This window comes from Veillonella sp. oral taxon 158 (assembly GCF_018376515.1).
GTDB classification, from domain to species: Bacteria; Bacillota; Negativicutes; order Veillonellales; family Veillonellaceae; genus Veillonella; species Veillonella rogosae.
The window spans coordinates 99480-120766 of the sequence record NZ_JAHABE010000006.1 but is presented as its reverse complement, the minus strand read 5'-3'; the positions used below and the strand labels follow the sequence as shown (position 1 = coordinate 120766).

Here is a 21287-nt window from a genome sequence, read left to right as displayed (position 1 = left end):
CATCTTAATCTTTGGCGTGTAGTATGTGGGACCATAGAGATATGCTAATTTTTCAACCTTGTTAGGAGAACGCATGAAGGTTTCACCCATCAAGGCTACGCCGATATTGTTATCCCGCAACACTTGGATATCCTCTGGCGTTTCAAGACCGCTTTCAGATACGAAAATCACATCGTCTTGAACGAGATTGCGTAAGCGCACACTATTTTGTACATCAACCGTGAAGTCTTTCAAATTGCGGTTATTAACGCCAATAATGCGGGCACCACAATCGATAGCCATCTGTACTTCGTGCTCGTCATGGGCCTCCACTAAGGAGGATAAACCAAGAGAATCGGCTAACTCACGGAATTTTGTTAATGTAGGTACATCTAAACATGCACAGATCAAGAGGATCGCACTAGCGCCCCATACCTTCGCTTGGTAGATTTGGTATTCATCGATGATGAAGTCCTTACGAAGTACAGGAATTTTGACAGTGCTTGCAATTTCTTGTAAATATTTTTTATCACCTTTAAAGAAGTCTGGCTCTGTCAGTACAGAGATAGCCGCAGCACCAGCCACTTCATATTCTTTGGCGATATCTAAATAGGGGAAGTGCTCTGCTATGATGCCTTTTGATGGAGATGCCTTCTTTACTTCACAAATGAAGTTAAAGTCTTGCTGACGAAGGGCTGCTTCAAAAGGAAATCCTGTATCAGATGGTAACGCCAACGCCGCTGCTTTTACAGCCTCAGGCGTTTCCACCTGTTTTTCTTGGGCTACCCGAATTTTGGTAGCCTCTATAATCTTATCTAAAATCAATGGTTATACCTCTTGGGTTGCTTTCACAAACTGTTCCATTGTGGCAAGAGCCTTACCAGAGTCGATCATGTTTTTCGCCTCTTCAATGCCCTCTGCCAATGTAAGGCCCTCTTTTGCAAGATAAATGGCCATGCCTGCGTTAAGAAGAACCGCCGTGCGTTTACCGCCTTGTTCACCACCGAGAACGCGGCGAGTAATCTCAGCATTTACCGCAGCGTCACCACCTTCAAGCTCAGTTTTATCTGCGTATTCAAAACCATATTCCTTAGGATCGAATTCGTAGCTTGTGAAAGTACCATTATTAATTTCGCATACGTACGTTTTGTTGGTAGCCGTAATTTCATCAAGGCCATCGAAGCCGTGTACAACTGCACCACGTTTAACGCCAAGATTAGCCAATACGCGAGCCAATGGCTCTACTAAAGATTTATCGTACACGCCCATCAACTCCACAGTAGCGCCTGCTGGGTTCGCCAACGGCCCAAGGATGTTGAACACCGTACGAACGCCTAATGCCTTACGTACAGGGCCTGCATACTTCATAGCTTGGTGATATACAGGAGCAAACATGAAGCACATATTGGCTTTATTAAGAACTGCTTCGTTTTGTTCGCCATTAAGCTCTAATTTAGCGCCCAATGCTTCAATCAAGTCAGCAGCGCCACATTTACTAGATACACTGCGGTTACCATGCTTTGCTACAGGAATACCTGCTGCAGAAATGATAAAACCAGACGTAGTAGAAATGTTGAATGTATTCGCTTCATCGCCGCCAGTACCTACGATTTCCACAACAGTACCTTCATGAGGCACAGAACCTGCTTTCTCACGCATAACCTCAGCAAAGGCCGTAACCTCATCTACAGTAGGGCCCTTCGCCGCCAAAGCGCACAAGAAACCTGCCATAGGCACCTCAGCTACATCACCGCTCATAATCTTGTTCATTGTATCTTTAGCAAGGTCGTAGGATAAATCTTGACCATGCGTTACTCCATATAATGCGTCTTTAATCATTTATATCTCCTTTTGAGGATATCTATTAAATTGATACCATATCTACCTAGTCGGTACCGATTGGGTCATGCCCTCAGCCTCCAAGTGGCCACCCCCCGCTATGCGGGGCGCCAAGTCGGCTTCGCACATAACCCAATCGCACCTATCGCTAAAAATCATACCAATTTAATAGACATCCCTCAAACAAACTATTATCAAATGATCCTGCGCATTATATGGAGTAACGCACAGGTCATTTCTTTATAAGAGGTGGGAAGATAGAACGGCGTAGCCGTTCTTTTCCCTTATGATGGTTCGCATATTTCTTTAGAAAATATAGCTACAGTTTACGATATGTATTGTAGAGGGGCTATTATAGGTACTGCCAAGATTGAGTTGGCAGGAAATAAGGTCTTAAGGAACGACTTGGCGGCCCCACGTAGTGGGGCATTGTCCACTTGGAGTTCCGAGAGATCTTATTTCTGCCCTATCGTTCAAGGACTTATAAATAGCCCATCGAATACACAACAGTGATTATTTTTCTAAGAAATTGCGAATCATTTGTTCCCCGTTCGGTGTCATGATGGATTCCGGATGAAATTGTACGCCGTAGATTGGGTAGTCTTTGTGTTCTACGCTCATTACTTCGCCGTCGTCTGTAACGGATGTAACGATGAGTTCGCTTGGGATTGTTTCGTCTACAATCGCCAAGGAGTGGTAGCGTGCCACTTCAAATTGTTCTGGTACGCCTTTAAGGATTTTGGATGGGTGTACTTGTTTGGCTACGCTTTGTTTACCGTGCATCACTTGTTTTGCGTAAGATACGGTGCCACCGAATACTTCACCGATGGCTTGGTGACCAAGGCATACGCCGAGAATTGGGAATTCACCTTTGCATTCGCGCAATAGGTCTTCGTATACGCCCGCATCAGCTGGTCTGCCAGGTCCTGGTGAAAGTATCACATAGTCTGGTTTCAAAGCTCGGATTTCTTCAACTGTTAATTCATCGCTGCGGATGACTTTAATATCTGGATCGATAGAGCCTACTAATTGGTATAAATTAAAGGAGAAGCTATCGTAATTATCTATAAGGAGTACCATTATTCTACCTCCTGTGCATCTGTAATTGCGGAAATCATGGATTGGCCTTTCATCAAGGTTTCGTTATATTCACTAGCAGGAACACTATCGCGAACGATACCAGCGCCAGCTCGAACATAAACCTTACCACCTTTATTCATGGCCATGCGTATGCCGATACATACGTCCATGTTACCGGAGAAATCGATGTAACCTACAGCGCCGCCGTATACACCGCGCGGGCTTTTTTCTAGTTCATGTAAAATTTCGATGGCACGAATTTTAGGGGCTCCGGACAAAGTACCTGCTGGCAATGTAGCACCGATAGCATCGAGAGCATCTTTACCGTCTTGAATGTCACCGCTTACAGTAGATGTAATATGAATAACATGGGAGAAACGTTGCAACATGTGTAACGCCTCTACTTTTACGGAACCAAATTTAGAAATTTTACCTAAGTCGTTACGGCCAAGGTCAACGAGCATGTTATGTTCAGCTAACTCTTTTTCGTCATTAATGAGTTTTTCCTCAATAGCGAGGTCCTCTGCTTCGTTTTTACCGCGACGCATAGTGCCTGCAATTGGGAAAGTATACATTTTGCCGTCTGTTAATTTTACCAATGTTTCTGGAGAGGCACCTGTAAGCTCTACATCGCCACCAGATAAGTAGAACATATATGGAGATGGATTCAACGTACGCAATACGCGGTATGCATTTAACAGGCTACCTTCAAACTCAGCTTCACGGCGATTAGATACAACACATTGGAAGATATCCCCTTCCTTGATGTAGTGTTGTGTCTTTTTAACAACTGCTTCGAACTCATCCTTTGTAAACTCAGAGGTAAACTCTGTTTTAAGGATGCCTTTTGGAACTTCCGCCTCTTTGCCGTTTACTACGAGATCAGCTAATGCTTTTAACTCGAGCTCAGCCTTATTATAATTGCGTTCTAAATCGTTTGTGCTGATGTTAGCAATTAAGTAGATTTTATTTTTATAATGGTCAAAGGCGATTACCTTATCAAATAGCATAAGGTCTACATCGTTTACCATCGCAGAGTCATCATCTGGTGTTGGGAAATCCAATGTTGGCTCGATATAGCGGATATATTCACATGCGAAGTAACCTACAAAGCCACCTGTAAAGGTTGGTAATTCTTCTAAGCGAGGGCTTTTGTATTGGCTCAAAATATTGCGAATTTCTGCAGCTGGGTCAGAGCATTCAAAGGTACGCGTTGTACCGTCTTTGATAGTCATTTTATGGTTTTTACAGAAGAGCTCAATCTTAGGATCGTAGCCCAAGAAGGAGTAACGGCCCCAATGATTACTATTATCTGCACTTTCAAGCAAGTACGTATGACTGCTCACTTGTTTTAATGCTTTCAACACACTAATCGGTGTGCGTACGTCGGATAAAATTTCCATATATACAGGCACGATATCGTAGCCCGGTGCGATAGCTTTCACACGGTCAAGACTAGGGAAAATCATGAGAACCTCCATCTGGCGTTTGCCAATAAAAAAACTCGCCCATGACAACATAACGTCAAGGACGAGTCTATAGTTCTATTTTTACAAGAGTATTAGAAAATACTTGTATTATGCTATAAATCGCGGTACCACCTTGTTTGAATGCAGAGCATTCCCCTTTCGCAGGATACTAACATATCCCTCACGACTAACGCTCGTGTGACGTCGCACCATACTAGGAATGAAAGTTCATTCTTTTCCATGCGCCCTCGGTGGTCCATTTAATAAGCTGCGTACTACGGGTTCTCAGCTAATCCCGCTCTCTGTGAGTGCATTTCCTATTTTTATCTCCACCTCATCGGTTTCTTTTAGGCGAGTATAAAATTATAATCTGATTATAATGTTTCTATAGAATGAAAGTCAAGGAAAATCTTAACTTTCACCTTATCCTTAGATTCATCAACCATATAATATCACTACTTGTGATTAAATAATGTATCCCTATTCACCTTAGCAAATTCAGAATATTTATATTGTTTTCCTCTAAACACTAATAGTATACTGAAATTACATATGTTATCAGCTTCTACTGATTATTATGCGGAGGAGAGAGCATGAGTTTTTATTTTACTGATCAAATACAGCAGTCTTTCAATAAAATATTCCATCAATGTAATAAAGATATCGCTTGGGAGGGTAAGGCTGAGCTTGATGCCCTTGTGAAACTTGACGAGGAAGGCCAAAAGATTCCTGGTATTGGCGATGTGTACGCTATTTTGGCGCGCGTCTATTCTGGCCCTCAGTTCACCTGGATTGAAGCAGGCTTTCCTGAAGATGACACAAAGGCGTATAGTTATTTACATACAGCTATTCGCAAAGGCAGTGCCATCGCTATTTTACAGGCTATGCGTACCTCTGGTGCCCTTACACCAACTATTGAAAAAGAGTTGCCTATGACAAAGGACCAAGCATTCCAGCGCGTCTATGAAGGCGCCCAAAAGGGTTGTTCTTACTGCGCCTACGCCATTGCCAATGTATTCCAATGGGGGGATTACCACATCTTACCATCGGCTCAAAAGGTGGCTAATGAAGGTGAACCATCTACCTTTGTCCGTTTCTTAAAAGGCTTGTTTGCCCAAGCAGATCAACGTAGGTTCGCAAATAAAATAACTACCATTGCTCAGAAATGGTTGCGTAAATCCGCCGAAGCAGGCCTTATTATTGCATACCGCAACTTACGCATTACCTATATAGAGCAAGATAATAGTGCAATGGAAGAACAAGTCATTTTTGAAGGGGCTGCAGCAGGTTTGCCACTCATGATGTATTTAGCTGGCGATATTTGTAAGTCTCGCGGGGAGCATGAACGAGCGCTCGAATATTTTGAGCGCGGTGCCGCCATGAATAATGGCATGTGTTTGCGTGAAGCTGCCGAGTACTATGCAAAACCATGTGAGTCTAATAAAAGAATCCCTCAGGATATTCAAAAGGCCCTCAGATACTACGAGCGTGCTGCTATAAGCCCAGATTATTTAGACTTTAATGACCACGCTTATGCTACCATGCAGGCCATCATCCTTCGCACATTGAATATCGATGGTCAGTCCCAAGACTGGTCTCGCATCGCTCACTTATTACAACAACCAGCCATTTACACTCTCGATGCGATTTGGCCATATCTCGCTTATGTATTTACTTTTAAAAAAGGTAATACCCCTGCTATAAGAACCGCCATAGAGTGCGTCAATCAGGCTAGCAAATGTTTCGATAGATACGGTAGCTATGACTATGCGGACCATCTATGGCAACTGGCAGCCGGCTATTGCTACGAAATTGGTGCCATTACAAAAGAACCTGATTTAGACCAAGCCGTTACGTTCTACGAGCATGCTCGTGAAAGCATCAGACGTCTCAACACAAGAAACGATAATTGGTTAGGTACTGGTGAGCCGTTGGTAATTCCTGACGAAGCCTCTGAGCGATTAGAGGCCTTTGAACTCGTTGATGGACATTATCAGTACAAAGAAGGGATAACGCAATCTTCTACAACGTGTAATCCTATGCCCCCTGCATGGCCTCAAAACTCCGTAGATGTATTAGAAATCTTTGAGGACTCTACTACTGGTTGGCGCACCAATAAATACGACTGGAATTTCATTCAACGAGAATGGGATACACAAAAATATCTCAGCTTTATCATCTACGATAATCGCCAATCCATAGAAAACGTAATTTACGATGTGTACAGTATCGTTATGTTCCACAACGAAGATAAAAACACTTGCACTATTTATCTATACGGCTACATTGAGGATACTACGGAACGCGATGAAACCTTGGAGCCTACGGTATATGAAATAAGATACTTTAAGGAAATGTCCATTCCACAAGGTCTCGGTTTAATTAAAGAATTCTATGATCATGCTACATTACCTGTGATTGATGAAAGCTGGGAGAAACAGTACAAAAATACTACGCCACCTCGAGAATACGTATTAACTTGCGACAACGATATCTTCTACCTCAATCAATATGAACTTTCCAATCAAATGATTAAGGATGCCTTAGAAGGCGTAGCCAATGGCAAGTATGATATCATTGCGGTTCGCCCATCTAACCTCGACGATCCGGGTATTAGCTACTTCATCGAGCGCGGAAAAGGTAAAAACTTACACATTTCTCTCTATATCACTATAGAAGACGACGTAGAAGATGACATCGTATATGGCTTTAAACGGGAATCTAGCAACTTAACCTCTATTAACTACTGGATTCAAGAATCTATAACAAGCAATAAACTTCCGGACTTAAGCGATTGGGAAGAAGTTAAAAAGAAAGACTAAAGGAGGGATACTTTGGAAACGTGGAAACGAACGGTGTACATTTGCGCATTCTGCATATTCTTCATGTCCCTCGGGATTAGTCAGGTAAGCCCTATTCTCCCTCTATACTTCCATGAAATGGGCTTAAGCGATACAGGATCGATAGCACAATGGTCCGGTGCCTCCATGGGCATCACCTTCCTCATTGTCTGCTTAGCAGCTCCCTTCTGGGGCCGATTAGCAGACCGTAAGGGACGTAAGATTACCCTCATACGCTCTAGTCTTGGTATGGCTATATGTAGTATATTATTGGGCTTTCAGACTACACCAGAAGGTGTGTTCCTCGTTCGTACATTGCAAGGGTTAGTAAGCGGTTTTTACCCCGCATCGGTAACACTTATCGCGTCAGAAACACCGCAAAACCATACAGGTTGGGCTCTAGGGATTATAGGATCCTTTAGCCTTGCAGGCTCACTAGCCGGTCCGCTTGTAGGAGGGTATCTCAGTGATGTAGTAGGTATTCGAAATGACTTCTTTATCATCGGGGCCCTTATGCTTATCTCCTTTGGCTTGACGGCAATGCTGGTACATGAAAACTATGTTCCAAAGCCACTTGTTGAGAAGCAAACCTTTAGAAATCTAAAAACTCACTTACCTGAGTTTTCTAGTTTAGTCGCTTTATCTGCAACCTCCTTCCTGTATGCCATTTCGGTTACCGCCATCTCCCCCATTATGACGGTTTACATTAAAGGAATGCTACCAAGCAATACGGAAAATATAGCCTTCATATCTGGTGCTGTGTTCTCTGCCATGGGTATCGCCCAATTCTTTAGTAGCTCTCCACTCGGGAAATTAGTAGACCGTATAGGCCCTAGAAAGGTGCTCATCTACTCGATGATCTATGTAGGTCTACTCAATATACCGCAAGCCTATGTGGACTCTGTGTATGTACTTGGGTTTATCCGTTTCTTGCAAGGTTTTGGGCTAGGTGGTATGTTACCTGCGCTCAATACCTATTTAGCATCAAAAACACCTAAGGAATATACGGGACAAGTATTCTCGTACAATCAGTCTTGTTTGTCTATGGGTTACTTTCTAGGCTCCTTTGGTGGTTCCATCGTAGCCGCTCAATTTGGCTTCACAACCCTTTTCTGGGCATGTAGCCTTACCTTTATCGGCGCTGCCCTATGGGTTGCGTTAAAACTAAAGTAACGCCGTAATACAACGAAAATAGTGCAAATGCATTAAAGAAACTATATAAACAAATAAAAAGAGCTGTTCTCAGAACTCAGATGTGTACTGATTCCGGGACAGCTCTTTAATTATGTTGTTTTGTAAAAGTTTAAAAACTTTCACTATCTAGGGGATGATCATTCTATATGTATAGAATAACTATTATCTCTAGTTAGGTATTATAGGATACCGAGGATTTCCCACCATGCGTAGCCCACTGTAAGGTTTACGATGAAGCACATGATAGCGAAGATACCGCCGATAATCCACCAGCTCTTAACTGTGTTGTAACCTGCACCGAATACGATTGGAGCCGCTGCACCACCGTAGTGAGTCAACGCACCACCATAGGAGTTTGTAGCAGCTAGTAACAAGGACAATGCCATTGGATTTACACCCGCTACTTTACCTACAGTAAGGAATACTGGAAGCATGGCTACAACGTACGCACTACCAGAGGCGAACAAGTAACGAACAGCGATACTGATAGCGCCGATGATAATAAGAGCCATCATCGGATTGTCGCCGAAGTTGAAGTGTGTACCCATAAAGTCAGCTAGCCATTCAAAGAATTTAACCTTGGACAACGCACTGGACATACCGATGATACCACCGAACCAGATCAATGTGTTCCAAGCACCTTTGGATTCAAGCATATCTTCCCATTTGATTACGCCTGTAACAAGCGCTGCTACCATGGCTACGATAGCTACTGCTGTTGCATCAAGGGAGAATTTAATACCAAAGCCTTGCGTCAAGATGGAAGGCAACGCCCAGCCAACTAAGGCAAGGATAAAGATAGCAATAAGAGATTTCTCGCGACCAGACATAGGTCCAAGTTCTTTCAAACCTTCATCAGCAATCGCATGAGAGTCGATGTGTTGAATAGATGGTTTGTCTAAGTAGTATACCAAAGCAGGTGTAATGAGAAGCATTACAAGACCTGGTACTACGAGTGCTAATGCCCAAAGGCCCCAGTTGATATCTACGCCGAGGATTTTGTTCATGTAGTCAGCAGCCAATAAGTTTGGTGCCATTGCTGTAGCAAACATCAAGCTTGTTACCTTAGTCACCATGTACGTGTTAACCATGAGGTAAGAACCAGCTTTTTTAGCGCTTTCACCAGGCTCAGAACCTAACGCTTTTGCTACAGAGTTCATGATTGGGAACACGATACCGCCACAACGTGCTGTGTTGGAAGGTGTTACTGGAGAAATAATAAGGTCTAATAAAGCAGTTACATAGCCAAGACGCAATGTAGTGTGACCTAAGGATTTAATCAATAGGTACGCAATACGACGGCCAAGGCCTGTTTTTACGAACGCCACACTGAGGGAGAACGCAGAGAATACTAACCATACTGTGGTAGATGCATAACCAGACAATACGTTTTTCGTAGCATTCAAGAAAATTGCAGAACCTGCAATAGATAATAACAAGATAATTGGTGCTGGCCAAGGTTTAACAACAAGACCAACGATAGCCATTAAATAGAAACCTAGCAGTCGCCAAGCTCCAACGCTCAAACCTTCTGGCGGTGTAATGAACCACATTGCCAGAGGAATGGCAAACATAATTGCAATTTTAAGTAGCTTATTCATTCTTACTCTCCTTTAACATAAGCTATGCCTTTCATGATCGGTCGCGCCGTTCTAGCCACGCCCGCCTTCTCCACATGCCAACCCTTATCTTTGGTTAGGCATATTTCGAAATCAAATTTCCCTGATGGATGCGCTAAAGTAACTTGATTCGTTTCTTTAGCACGTTCGCTCACTACTTCGTTCGCCACAGTCCCCGTAATAAGCGCTGCTGTAGCTGTACAAATACCACCTGTAACAGCATACGCTTTATGCATTACAGCGAGTGCCTTTGTACGAGCCACGATGTCTATACTATTCCCCTTGATAGTTCGACCATCGCTTGCCACGTAGGTTTGTGGTGCGGACACCATGCATACCTTTGGAACTGCAGGACTAGCAGCCTCTTTAGATGGAGCAAGTCCCATCATTACAGCTGCAGTAGTGCGAATATCTTCAAGTGTATTGAGTAATACACCGCCATCCGTTTCTGTGAAAGCCGGTAATTCCGTGCCTTCATAACCAAGGTCTGTAGCCTTTACAAATACAGCTGGATTAGCTGCATCTACGAGACTGACTTGGATTGTGCGACCATCAGCCAATGTAATTGTGTCTTGTACATTGCCTGTTGGTAGTAGCTTACCTGTCTTAGAACCGCCAGGCTCCAAGAAATATAATGTAATACGAGCACCTGTACCAGGTACGCCATCGATAGCAAAATCACCGTCAATAACAGGTTTGCCATCTCGGACTGGCACGTGCGCTTCGATAACCTTATTTGTATTTGTGTTAAAGATACGAACCACTGTTTCTGGTTCTACGGCTTTTACAAAGCCTTCCATAATAGCAAATACCCCTGCACCAGCAGAAATATTGCCACAGTTACCTTCGTAATCTACCACCGCATCAGCGATACCGACATAACCAAAGGTGTAGTCAATATCCGCATCATCGCGGTCAGAAGGATTTACGATAGCTACCTTGCTCGTCAATGGATCGGCACCACCAATACCATTAATTTGACGCGCATCGGGAGAGCCATATAAATCTAAAATCATACGATCTCGAGCAGCTGGGTCAGTTGGAAGCGTATCTTTTAACAGATACGCCCCTTTACTAGTACCACCGCGCATATAGGTAACAGGAATTTCTTTATACCCGTTCATAACTTACTCCTTTATGCTCACCACTTATGCTTTGCCATTTGCATAGTAGTTGATGAGACAACCTGCTGCGATAATATCTTTTTCTTCATCGCTGAGGTGACCTAAGTGCAATGTGATTTCTGCTTTCTTCACGCCACCGCTGATAACATATGCTTTGTAATCATCGGAGTCAGAGAATAATTGGTCACGCACATTTGGCACATATACATAATCGCCTACTGCCATAGTTTTGGAGTCTTCTTCGCTAGTTAGGAACGGTAGCATGCCCCAGTTAATAACATTGCTGCGATAACGTTTTGTAGCATATTCAATCGCAATATTAGCACCGCCACCCAATACGCGTTGGCAGGATGCTGCTTGCTCACGAGCGGAGCCATCGCCAGGGCGATTAGCATATACCATGCTAGAAACGGCTGTAGACTTAGCCATATCTTCTACGGATTCTGTAAGGCCAAGCGCTTGTTTTACTTCTTCATAGGCAGTGACTAACTCTGCTGCGCTTTCACCTTCTTGACGAGATTTTTCCCAATCGCGAACAGTTTTAGCACGGCCTACATATTCAGGAACTTTACGGCTCAAGGCAAATTCAGACAATGCATATGGGTCAGAGCGGTATGAAGATGTTTCGCCAGAAGGAATCAACTCATCTGTAGTTGTTACAGGATCGTCGATATAAGCCGCTACTTTGAGCAATACATTTGGTGTCAATTCTTCGATAGAAGGCCATGGCTTAATGGATGGGCCATACACGAGTTCAGTATCTTTATTAGGTTCGTTAAAGCCACTATATACCTTGCTTTCATAAGGTTTATCATCATAGTGGTAAGCTGGCACCACATCATCATATTCGATATCAGTAGCCGCCGTCAATGCACCACCGTTAATAGCCGTAGCTGCTACGGAACGGGAGTCAAGAAGTGCAACGGAAGAAATCTGACCATTCCCTGGTTTAGAACCTTCACGATTCGGGAAGTTACGTGTCGCATGACGACCACTGAGGCCCGTATTATTAGGTGTATCGCCTGCGCCGAAGCAAGGACCACAGAAGGCTGTACGCACAATAGCACCAGCGCTCATAAGGTCTACGAGAGCACCATTTTTCATAAGTTCTAAGTAAATTGGCTGGCTAGAAGGATATACGCTGAACGCAAAACGCCCGGAGCCTACACTCTTACCGCGTACGATATTTGCGGCTTGCATAATATTTTCATACAAACCACCAGAACAACCTACGATGATACCTTGATCTAAGTGTAATTTGCCATCGAAGTGTTTTTCAGGCAATTGCAAGGACAAGGATTTGTTATCTAATTGTTCAACAGCTTGGCGTTCGATTTCTGCGAGTAAATCGCGACCGCCTTCGTTGATTTCTTTAATAGTATATACATTACTTGGGTGGAATGGCATAGCAATCATGCTTTCCACTTCATCAAGATTAACCTTTACAAGCCCATCATAGTAAGCCACATCGCCAGGGTTAAGCTCTTTGTACGCATCACCGCGACCATGAAGTGTTAAGAACTCTTTCGTATTGCTATCTGTTCTCCAGATTGTTGTAAGGCATGTAGTCTCTGTAGTCATTACATCGATGCCGTTACGGAAGTCCATGGATAAGTGCTCAATACCAGGGCCTACGAATTCCATTACTTTATTTTTTACAAAGCCATTTTTAAATACAGCTTTTTCAATAGCAAGAGCCACGTCTTGTGGACCTACGCCGTGTTTAGGTTTACCATCGAGGTAAATCGCGATAACCTCTGGACGTTGTACATCGTAGGTGCGACCGAGCAATTGTTTTACAAGCTCTGGACCGCCTTCACCAATCGCCATCGTACCAAGCGCACCATAACGAGTATGGCTGTCGGAGCCGAGGATCATTTTGCCGCAACCTGCCATTGTTTCACGCATATATTGGTGAATAACTGCAAGATGAGGAGGTACATAGACGCCGCCGAAGCGTTGTACTGCAGATAAGCCAAATACATGGTCGTCTTCGTTAATTGTGCCCCCTACAGCGGCTAAACTGTTATGGCAGTTTGTCAAAATGTAAGGGATTGGGAATTTATCTAGACCACTAGCAATAGCTGTTTGAATAATACCAACATAGGTGATATCGTGAGATGTTAAAGCATCAAATTTGATGCGTAAATCTTGATCGCCTTCATGTTGTTGGTGGTCCATTAAAATACGGTACGCCATCGTTTCCTTATAGGCGCGCTCTTTATTAAAAACTTCTTGCTGATCAAGGGCTGCACTAGAATCTGCAGGAACGATATCCGTACCGTGATATAAAAATACACCATTTGAAATTAACTCAACCATGACTTGCTCCTTTATTACTTTCAGGCATGTGTAAACCTTTACAAACACTATACTTTCACCATGTGTATTGGTGAAAGTTCCATTCCTCTTACTAGCACCTAGTCTTTAATAATTTGTATAAATCTAGCGTCTCTCATCTGTACCAACTCTATGGGATAGAGTACAATAATACATATGTAAAGGAGAGTTTATGGACACGAAAGATTGTACAATTTTAAAAACCTTAGCAGAGGAAAATAATATTACTTATGCGGCGCGTCGTCTATTTATGACACAACCTGCATTGAGTGAACGAATAAAAAAATTAGAAAAGGAATTTAACTGTCCCATCATCAACCGACAAGCTCGTGGTGTAGAGTTTACTTATCAAGGTCAACGCCTTGTGCGATACGCCGAAGATTTGCTCAATTCCTATACTTCGGTGCGCCAAGAGCTATTAGCTATGGGTAGTGAACCACGTGGTACATTAAACCTAGGATGCTCAAATGTATTCGCAAAGTATCACATTCCCCATATTTTATCGACCTTTAAAGAGGCGTATCCACACATTGATATCATCATGTATACGGGACTTAGCTATAAGCTATACCATGACTTCCTTGAAGGTCGCCTACATGCTGCCATCATCCGCGGTGCTCACACCTGGACAGAGTCGAAAGAACATATTTGGTCCGAACCATTCTGCTTCTTTAACAAAACGCCTTGTGCCGTTGAGGACTTACCTCGTCTGCCCTATATTCACTATCAAACAGATCCGAATTTACAGCAAACTATAGATGATTGGTGGTATTCTCACTACTCACAACCACCGATGCGCACCATCGAAGTGAACGACATCGATACCTGCATGAAGCTCGTCAACCAAGGACTTGGTTTTACCATCCTTACCAAAAGCTGTGGCAACGATTACCCTAAACTATTTAAAGAAACCTTAAAGGATCTTGATGGTCACATCATGACTCGTGATACGTGGATGTACACCCGTAACAGCGCCCTTGAGTCCAAGCCAGTACAGGCTTTTTACTCATTTATGAAAACCTGGGCAGACACAAAGGTATAGTATATATTCCTTTAATACATATAATATATTATGAAAATGCAATAAAAACAAATTGCTCTTTTCTTTAGTATCCATAAATTTTACTTATACCTTATATCTCAGTATATGCAAAAAAACCCGTCATGACAAGAATCATGACAGGTTTTCTTTTATATTATAGCTTTTATAAAAATAATTTCTCTACTATGACACAATCACGTATCTTGAATTAGAGTAATAATAGCATAATCACAACTGTAGCAATGATACATGGTACAGCATTGCGTTTTGCCATTTCCATAGGATTGATTCCTGCAATCCCTGCAACGATAATACCTGCGCCTGCTACGGGACTCATACTACGACCGATACCTGCACCGATTTGCGCCATGGAGCCAAGTTCCATAATGCCATACCCAAAGTCTGCTGCGTGTGGTGTTACAGCACCGTTAAAGGCAAGGGCTGCTGCATTACCAGATCCAGAGATAACAGCCAACAAGAATGGTCCAAAGGCCGCACCGATTTGAGCGATTTGTTGAGAGTTCTTCATGCCATCAATAAGAGCATTAGTAAGACCGATAAGTTGCATACCAGCTGTGAAACATGCTGCAGCAGCCATAAGACCTACTACATCACACATACCATCGCCAGTACCGCGGAAGAACTTCTTCACCGCTTCTGTTACATTAGGGCGAACCGCTACGATACCAATCGCTGTACCAATGAGCATAGATACAGGAACGGAAACCTCAGGAATTACGGCCACTTGTTTACTGCCTAATACAAGCAATACAAGCGGAATAATAGGAATAATAGCGTAGAAATAATTTACTTTAAACTCTTTACTGTCCTCAGTAGAATCATTTTTCATCACATACCCTGTATGCTCTTTTTTAACGATAGCTACGATATTTAGTAAGATTGCGGCTACTACGATGCCAATCATGGCTTGCATAGAGAAGCTTGCAATAACTGTCATTACATCTACACCGGCTAGCTGTGCTACTTGAGGGTTAAACATAAGGCCTGGGCTCAAGGAACTACCCCAAGTACCTAAGAAAATAGCAGAACCTGCCATTGCTGGATGTACACCAGAGCGAATAAGCGCTGGGATTAATAGAGCACCTACCGCTGCCGCACAGCCTGCCGCTGTAGGCAATGCAATGTTGATTAAGAACGTAATAATAACGGCGCCAGGGATGATGATCTTAGTCATCTTTTTAAGGCCAGCAGAGATGAAATACACCATATGCTCCGTACATTTTGTGTATTCCATAACATAACTAAACCCAAGAACAGTACAAATCGTCGGTACAAGACCTGGGTTTGTCAGTTCTTTTACAAAAGCCGTCGTACCTGCCCCTAGATTACCGCCAATAAAACACATCAAGAGGCCCGACAGTAATAACACAAGCCGCGTTTCAAACTTTTTAATAATAGCGATAAAGGTCGCTACTACGATAACAATACCTGCAATAACCATATTATATTTTCTCCTATATGTAAAAACAGTAGAAACAAAGTCAATCATTTCTACCGTTTTACACAAAATATCTCACAAAACCATGCTACACACTATACAAGTTTTGTGTCTTCCAAACTAAGCTTTCTAAGCACTTTATCAAGCACTTCTACACCCGTTACAATATCATCCATTTCAGCGAATTCCGCCGGATTATGACTGATACCCCCAAGGCATGGAATAAAGATCATTCCCGTTGGCACATCATCAGCCCAGTGCATGGCATCGTGACCAGCACCGCTCGGCAGCGCCATATATTCCACGCCTAATGATGTAACAGCCTCTTCGATTTCTCTAATCATAGCAGGATGCATCGCTACCGGATGATCTTGTGCAACAGGTTCAATCGTATAAGATAAGCCACGTTTTTCTGCAGTAACATCGATAAATTCTTTAATTAATGTCACTACCGAGTTGCGGGCAACCTCAGAGATACTACGGATATCTACACCTAGTTTCACCACGCCAGGAATAACGTTCATTGCCCCCGGTGTAACCTCTACAATACCGACGGTGCCTACTACTGGAGGTTCCTCTTGCATAGCGGCGATTTCCTCGATGCCAAGGATAATTTTGGACGCCCCACAGAGCGCATCATGGCGCAAGTTCATCGGTGTAGCACCGCTATGATCAGCATTACCACGAATGGTCACATAAAACCGTTCTGGTGCTGCAATCCCAGTGACAATACCAATACGTTTCTGTTCGTGCTCTAGCACCTTACCTTGCTCGATGTGGATTTCTGTAAAAGATTTTACAGGTCGCTTGTATTCCACCTGTTCAATTTCATCTGGATGTAAATTGCGACCTTTCAAAACCTCGTATAAGGAAGTACCTTGTTTATCTCTTAATCGATGTAAGTCTTGTACTGTCAACTCACCGCGCATCGCCTTACTACCTAATGTAGCATCCCCAAAACGTCCGGACTCTTCACACATAAAGGACACAACAGCAATCGTATGATCGTATTCAAAACCATCATCATTCATGCTACGAATCACTTCAATGGCGGATAACACGCCGACTACGCCGTCATAATTGCCACCATTCGGCACACTGTCCGTATGAGAACCAACCATAACAACAGGCAAGTCAGGATTCTTACCAACCTTATAGCCGATGACATTCCCAAAACCGTCTGTTTCTACAGTTAAGCCTGCGTCAACCATGCGGTCTATAATATATTGGCGGCCTGCCCAGTCTGCATCGGTGAAAGCAAGGCGATTAATACCTTCACCAGGTGCCGTAAACTGTGACATAGCTTCAAAATCGTTAACTAAGCGATCCCGTTGAATCATAACAAACCTCACAATCTATATTATTTCAAATAGTGAGCTGCAATAGTTCCTAATGCAATAACACCGTTAAGCATATCTTCTTCATCGATATCAAAGAGCGGGTTGTGATGTGGAGCTTTGATAGCGGAGCCTACTAACATATATGTACCCATGCCACCGCGGCTAATTACGCGATTCAAGAAGTATGCACAGTCTTCACTACCGCCGCCACTATAATCTAATGGAACGTCTCTAAAGATACCAAGAGGCTTAATAATAGATTGGATTTCAGGAGCCAATTCATCGCTCATACGACAAGATGGAGTTTCACCTTGTTTTGTAATTTCATAGGAGCAGTCGTGCATTTCTGCAGCAGCTTTGATAATCGTTTCTGCACGGCCGATTACGTAATCATTGATTTCTGTAGTAGCCCCACGAGTTTCTAATTTAAGAACTGCTGTATCTGGTGTTACATTACGACCAGTACCACTTTCAAAAATGCCAACGTTCATACGAGAAGCACCTTTACCGTGGCGAGCAATGGCTTGTAAATTAAGCACCGCCGTACAACCTGCAAGCATTGCATTTTTCGCTTTCTCTGGAGAGCTACCAGCATGAGCAGCATAACCGTGGAACACCGCATCTAGTTTAGTAGTAGCCAAGAAGCCGTGGTTACTACAAGCAAAGCAATTTGCATAATTTTCATTGAATCCAATGTGCAAACCGAACATGTAGTCTACATCATCTACTACGCCGGCGTTAACCATTGCCTTAGCACCGCGCACGCCTTCCTCTGCTGGTTGGAAGATTAATTTAAGAGTACCTTTGAATTGATCTTTATGCTCTGCTACATATTCGGCAAGACCAAGACCCATTGCCATATGTGCATCATGACCACAAGCATGCATCGCTTTATCATGACAAGAGCGATAGCCACCCTTAACAGGTGCATGTCCAGCCTCTTTAGATTCGATAACATCATTAGAGTCCATATCTACACGGAATGCCACTACAGGACCTTCATCACTGAACTTCATAGTTGCTACAATCGCTGTTTTACCAAAGCCCAATTTTTCTACTAGCTCTGGATTAGCACCTTCATCGATGGCACGAGCCATAGCAGCACTCATAACATCCTTACTAGGCAAGCCCATACGAGAATCCAAATCAAGAACTTCTTCGCCTAACGCTACATCATAGCCCAAGGAAATGAGCGTTGCCGCGATCTTCGCAGCAGAACGATATTCTAACCAAGCAGTTTCAGGATACTTATGAAAATCACGGCGCAATTCAATTAATGCTTCACGGCGTTTTTGTACGAAATCTTTTACAGACATACTTACCTCCTAAAATACAATAGATACCTATACTTCAACTATATGAAGAGCTACACAAATAGCTAATTAAATAGTCAACCAATAAGATGATATACACAGCATTATAAATTTCTATATACATCAATAATTATTCTTGTATATATTATAACTTATATTGAGGTTTTTAGAAATAAAAAAGCATACATACGCAGATCACACAATTTCCTCTTTATTTAATTTTTTTAGTACTTCTCGTTTAATTTGTCGTTGCCGATCCCAAGCAATGATAAACACAGTAGCAATAATACATATCATGCCAAAGATACCGATGAGGGTGAATTCATTCCCGAGAAGTGCCCACCCAAATAAGGCTGCGGATATTGGTTCTAAGGATGAAAGTATAGAACCTTGTACGGCCCCAATGAGTTTTACCCCTTCCATATAGGCATTAAAGGATACTACTGTACCAAGTATGATGATGGCAAATAACCCTAGCCACGTCATACCGTCCCAAATAGCTTCAGACTCAACTTGTTGGAACATAGCAACAGATAAGATACCGCAGATAAACATGGCAAAACCAACTACAGACGTAGTGCCATATGTTTTTAAAAGCTCAATGGGCTGTAATGTATAAATACAAATGCTAGCCGCCGATACGAGTCCCCAAAACAAGGCTTCTTCATTGAAGGACGACATATCTAAGCCCTCTTGCATGACAATACAAACGGTACCAACCATAGCAAGCAAAATACAAAATAGCTCTGGTATAGATGGCTTTTTAACTTTGCATTTTCAAGAAATTGTACAGATGTGCCTGAAAGCCCCCAAAACAGAGCTCCCATAATGGCAAGGCCCATGCCCTTCCATTGTTTTTCCTCCATACGTCCCTCCATGACGAATACTTTCACAATATGTATCATAATAGCAAAGAGGCCCCAACCTCTGCAATACGCAGAGATGAAACCTCTAACATTAAATTATAGATATGTTTAAATCAATTTAGGCTAACCTAAATCAATCACCTATAGATTATTTACGTTTTTCTAAAGCAATAATAATAACAGTGACAATGATCATGGCCATGCCAATTAGCCCTAATAGACTAAATTGGTTGTCTAAAAAAGCCCATCCAAAGAAAGCCGCCGAAATCGGTTCTATAGATGACAAGATGGAGCCTGGCACCGCACCTATTCGTTTAACACCTTCCAAGTAAGCATTAAAAGATACGATGGTCCCAAGAAAGACAACATTGAAACAACCAATAACGGTCCATACATCCCACATCGCATACGAATTAGGTTGATGGAACAATATGGCAGCAACAATACCACTAAGGAGCATACCGAAGCCTACAATCGGCAAGGTTCCATATTTATATAGTAAATCCACAGGAGAAAGACTATATACAGCGACACCTACAGCAGATAGTAGCCCCCATACAAGCACTGTGAGCGGGAAGCTTTCAATAGATAAGCCGTCGTTCCCCATTAGGCATATGGTGCCTACTAATGCAAGTATAACGGAAATAATCTCGCCTTTAGACGGACGTTTACCATAACGAGCTAGCAAATAAATAATAATTATAGACGGCGCCAAGTATTGTAGTACCGTTGCAATACCAGCTCCAGCTAAGGCAATAGATTTAAAGTATGTATATTGGCATAAAGCCATGCCAAATACGCCAAAAACGATAAGGCCTGCTGTATCTTTTAAACTACGAAAGACATGGAACATAGAATTACCATATTTAAACCATGCATAGATAACAGTCAATAATCCCGCTGTAATTAATCGCATGGTGACTAGCCATTCCAAGTTCATATCCCTATAGTTGCTTAAGAACTGTACTGAAGCACCTGATACGCCCCATAAAACAGCTCCTAATAGGGTTAGTAAAACACCTATAATTTCATATCGCTTCATACTACTCACCGAGCAGGGATACGTGAACCTTCACAACGACCTTACGGATTTTAATAGGCTTATCGTTTACAGCAAGTAGCGGGCGATGGATATCGGATGGGAAGAATACTGTATAGTACCCTTCTGGACAGTGGATTTTGCCTTCATCGACAGCTTCGTTTGGGTAGAAATAGCAATCACGATCTGGATAAGACTCCACAGGCTTTACGAGGCCTTTATCTACGAAAAAGCCCATATTTTCTTCCCCATCTACCATGAATTGAATATCTACATAGTTGCGATGAGACTCAGGTTTTGTAGTTTCAAACAATTTTGTTTCTACATCGTCTACATTGGCGTACATCATGTCCCCTTCAATGGCATGACGACCACCAGGCAATGCTTTCAAATCTGTATTTTTCAAGAAATCCAAAGCCCGTACGATGGCTTTAGGATATCCCATTTTTGTGTAATCTGCAGTAATACTAGAGAAAAACATATACGATCCTTTCACACTATCTATTTTATATAGTAAGCACACGGTTGTAATTATATTTACCCTCTATGTTAGCACATATATACACAAAGGACTAGTAAAAGCCCTCCATACGCTACATATATGGAGGGCCAGTGTAAAATACTATTCAGATTTATGACTTTCGTCAATTGTTATGCTATGAAATTTTACATATGAAGTTGTTACAATATGCAATTGTTTATTCAGTTGTAGTGATTCTAACCGTATTACATACAGTACGTGGA

General features: G+C 42.6%; 17 protein-coding genes. 3 read left to right on the top strand and 14 right to left on the bottom strand.

Going from position 1 to position 21287, the window contains the following annotated elements; all coding sequences use genetic code 11:
• The 4 genes from trpC to KH364_RS05425 form a co-directional block, all read right to left on the bottom strand.
• The coding region (gene trpC / locus KH364_RS05440) for an indole-3-glycerol phosphate synthase TrpC (RefSeq protein WP_273298890.1) at positions 1 to 804 on the bottom strand (804 nt) is incomplete at its 3' end.
• 3 nt (positions 805 to 807) lie between these two features.
• Positions 808 to 1818: an anthranilate phosphoribosyltransferase gene (gene trpD / locus KH364_RS05435; protein WP_273298889.1), complete on the bottom strand. Its 1011-nt coding sequence runs from the start codon at positions 1816 to 1818 to the stop codon at positions 808 to 810.
• A gap of 513 nt (positions 1819 to 2331) precedes the next feature.
• Positions 2332 to 2898: an aminodeoxychorismate/anthranilate synthase component II gene (locus tag KH364_RS05430; protein ID WP_008603169.1), complete on the bottom strand. Its 567-nt coding sequence runs from the start codon at positions 2896 to 2898 to the stop codon at positions 2332 to 2334.
• Positions 2898 to 4367: a chorismate-binding protein gene (locus KH364_RS05425; protein WP_273298887.1), complete on the bottom strand. Its 1470-nt coding sequence runs from the start codon at positions 4365 to 4367 to the stop codon at positions 2898 to 2900. Before KH364_RS05425 ends, KH364_RS05430 begins: the two co-directional genes overlap by 1 nt.
• A 593-nt stretch (positions 4368 to 4960) precedes the next feature.
• Between KH364_RS05425 and KH364_RS05420 the strand changes: the two genes are divergently transcribed.
• On the top strand, positions 4961 to 7189 hold the full coding sequence (locus KH364_RS05420) for a sel1 repeat family protein (protein WP_273298886.1): 2229 nt from the start codon (positions 4961 to 4963) through the stop codon (positions 7187 to 7189).
• Between the two features lie 12 nt (positions 7190 to 7201).
• Positions 7202 to 8380, top strand: a complete 1179-nt coding sequence (locus KH364_RS05415) for an MFS transporter (RefSeq protein ID WP_008603175.1) — start codon at positions 7202 to 7204, stop codon at positions 8378 to 8380.
• A 200-nt stretch (positions 8381 to 8580) separates the two neighbouring features.
• Here KH364_RS05415 and KH364_RS05410 read toward each other — a convergent pair whose 3' ends face one another.
• Genes KH364_RS05410 through KH364_RS05400 form a run of 3 tightly spaced genes read right to left on the bottom strand, consistent with a single transcriptional unit; the run spans position 8581 to position 13466 of the window.
• Entirely contained in the window at positions 8581 to 10002 is a 1422-nt protein-coding gene (locus KH364_RS05410) for an anion permease (protein WP_273298885.1), read from the bottom strand.
• Between the two features lie 2 nt (positions 10003 to 10004).
• Positions 10005 to 11144 (bottom strand): PrpF domain-containing protein, encoded by a 1140-nt coding sequence (locus KH364_RS05405; RefSeq protein ID WP_273298884.1) that lies wholly within the window; start codon positions 11142 to 11144, stop codon positions 10005 to 10007.
• Positions 11145 to 11168: 24 nt separating this feature from the next.
• Positions 11169 to 13466, bottom strand: a complete 2298-nt coding sequence (locus tag KH364_RS05400; protein ID WP_273298883.1) for a hydratase — start codon at positions 13464 to 13466, stop codon at positions 11169 to 11171.
• 190 nt (positions 13467 to 13656) lie between these two features.
• Here KH364_RS05400 and KH364_RS05395 point away from each other — a divergent pair, with 190 nt between their 5' ends.
• Positions 13657 to 14526 (top strand): LysR family transcriptional regulator, encoded by an 870-nt coding sequence (locus KH364_RS05395; RefSeq protein WP_105097627.1) that lies wholly within the window; start codon positions 13657 to 13659, stop codon positions 14524 to 14526.
• Positions 14527 to 14734: 208 nt separating this feature from the next.
• Here the strand turns inward: KH364_RS05395 and dcuC are convergent, their stop codons facing one another.
• From dcuC to KH364_RS05360, 7 genes are all read right to left on the bottom strand, one after another.
• Positions 14735 to 15988, bottom strand: a complete 1254-nt coding sequence (dcuC, locus tag KH364_RS05390; protein ID WP_273298882.1) for a C4-dicarboxylate transporter DcuC — start codon at positions 15986 to 15988, stop codon at positions 14735 to 14737.
• 92 nt (positions 15989 to 16080) lie between these two features.
• Positions 16081 to 17325 carry a M20 family metallo-hydrolase gene (locus tag KH364_RS05385; RefSeq protein ID WP_273298881.1) on the bottom strand — a complete coding sequence of 415 codons (1245 nt, stop codon included), beginning with the start codon at positions 17323 to 17325 and terminating at the stop codon, positions 16081 to 16083.
• A 20-nt stretch (positions 17326 to 17345) separates the two neighbouring features.
• On the bottom strand, positions 17346 to 18641 hold the full coding sequence (locus KH364_RS05380) for an amidohydrolase (RefSeq protein WP_009352028.1): 1296 nt from the start codon (positions 18639 to 18641) through the stop codon (positions 17346 to 17348).
• 192 nt (positions 18642 to 18833) lie between these two features.
• A complete protein-coding gene (locus KH364_RS05375) occupies positions 18834 to 19319 on the bottom strand; it encodes a DMT family transporter (protein ID WP_273298880.1) in 486 nt (161 codons plus the stop codon).
• A 2-nt stretch (positions 19320 to 19321) separates the two neighbouring features.
• A complete protein-coding gene (locus KH364_RS05370) occupies positions 19322 to 19504 on the bottom strand; it encodes a hypothetical protein (protein ID WP_265138341.1) in 183 nt (60 codons plus the stop codon).
• 148 nt (positions 19505 to 19652) lie between these two features.
• Complete coding sequence (locus KH364_RS05365; protein WP_273298878.1) at positions 19653 to 20546, bottom strand: DMT family transporter; 894 nt, start codon at positions 20544 to 20546, stop codon at positions 19653 to 19655.
• A 1-nt stretch (position 20547) separates the two neighbouring features.
• On the bottom strand, positions 20548 to 21024 hold the full coding sequence (locus tag KH364_RS05360; RefSeq protein WP_273298877.1) for a YhcH/YjgK/YiaL family protein: 477 nt from the start codon (positions 21022 to 21024) through the stop codon (positions 20548 to 20550).
• Positions 21025 to 21287 lie beyond the last annotated feature (263 nt).

Coding starts and splice junctions, on each gene's coding strand:
- KH364_RS05365 (WP_273298878.1), bottom strand. CDS start 20,546: ATGAAGCGATATGAAATTATAGGTGTTTTACTAACCCTATTAGGAGCT.
- KH364_RS05405 (WP_273298884.1), bottom strand. CDS start 11,144: ATGAACGGGTATAAAGAAATTCCTGTTACCTATATGCGCGGTGGTACT.
- KH364_RS05385 (WP_273298881.1), bottom strand. CDS start 17,325: ATGATTCAACGGGATCGCTTAGTTAACGATTTTGAAGCTATGTCACAG.
- KH364_RS05420 (WP_273298886.1), top strand. CDS start 4,961: ATGAGTTTTTATTTTACTGATCAAATACAGCAGTCTTTCAATAAAATA.
- KH364_RS05360 (WP_273298877.1), bottom strand. CDS start 21,024: ATGTTTTTCTCTAGTATTACTGCAGATTACACAAAAATGGGATATCCT.
- KH364_RS05430 (WP_008603169.1), bottom strand. CDS start 2,898: ATGGTACTCCTTATAGATAATTACGATAGCTTCTCCTTTAATTTATAC.
- KH364_RS05375 (WP_273298880.1), bottom strand. CDS start 19,319: ATGTCGTCCTTCAATGAAGAAGCCTTGTTTTGGGGACTCGTATCGGCG.
- KH364_RS05380 (WP_009352028.1), bottom strand. CDS start 18,641: ATGTCTGTAAAAGATTTCGTACAAAAACGCCGTGAAGCATTAATTGAA.
- KH364_RS05425 (WP_273298887.1), bottom strand. CDS start 4,367: ATGATTTTCCCTAGTCTTGACCGTGTGAAAGCTATCGCACCGGGCTAC.
- dcuC (WP_273298882.1), bottom strand. CDS start 15,988: ATGGTTATTGCAGGTATTGTTATCGTAGTAGCGACCTTTATCGCTATT.
- KH364_RS05370 (WP_265138341.1), bottom strand. CDS start 19,504: ATGGAGGAAAAACAATGGAAGGGCATGGGCCTTGCCATTATGGGAGCT.
- KH364_RS05410 (WP_273298885.1), bottom strand. CDS start 10,002: ATGAATAAGCTACTTAAAATTGCAATTATGTTTGCCATTCCTCTGGCA.
- KH364_RS05400 (WP_273298883.1), bottom strand. CDS start 13,466: ATGGTTGAGTTAATTTCAAATGGTGTATTTTTATATCACGGTACGGAT.
- KH364_RS05395 (WP_105097627.1), top strand. CDS start 13,657: ATGGACACGAAAGATTGTACAATTTTAAAAACCTTAGCAGAGGAAAAT.
- trpD (WP_273298889.1), bottom strand. CDS start 1,818: ATGATTAAAGACGCATTATATGGAGTAACGCATGGTCAAGATTTATCC.